The 375-nt window shown below is 38.4% G+C and carries 1 pseudogene; it reads right to left on the minus strand.

Going from position 1 to position 375, the window contains the following annotated elements:
* Window positions 1-209: pseudogene (locus NG901_RS16635) on the minus strand (hypothetical protein); the annotation flags it as partial.
* Between the last annotated feature and the right edge of the window lie 166 nt (window positions 210-375).

Consider the following 375-nt stretch of genomic DNA (forward strand, 5'->3'; position numbering starts at 1 on the left):
AGCAGTTCTTCCTCATCTTCATCAATCTCACCATCTTCAAAGACATCTGCAATTGTTGCCATTGCTCCAAGTGCAGTCATTCCTCCCGCATCTTGTGAACCCTTTCCAGAAACTGCAGATACTATAGATTTCACTGCACTGACTACTGCATTTGCTACTGCTGCCACGGCTCCCACAACAGCACTTACTACGCTATTAAAAAATGACATCTTATACCCCTCCTTCTGCAAAAGGAGCATAAGATTCTCTACTGTTTCCGTTTTTTATTACGTTATTTGCTCTAATATGGAATTCACCTTCTATTGAAACTCCATTTTCTGTATTTCCTTTTGTCATGAGTATTTGACTTTGTGCACTTATATTTATGTTATTTTT

Origin of the sequence: Clostridium sp. CMCC3677, assembly GCF_023845585.1 — a bacterium.
Classification (GTDB): domain Bacteria; phylum Bacillota; class Clostridia; order Clostridiales; family Clostridiaceae; genus Clostridium; species Clostridium aquiflavi.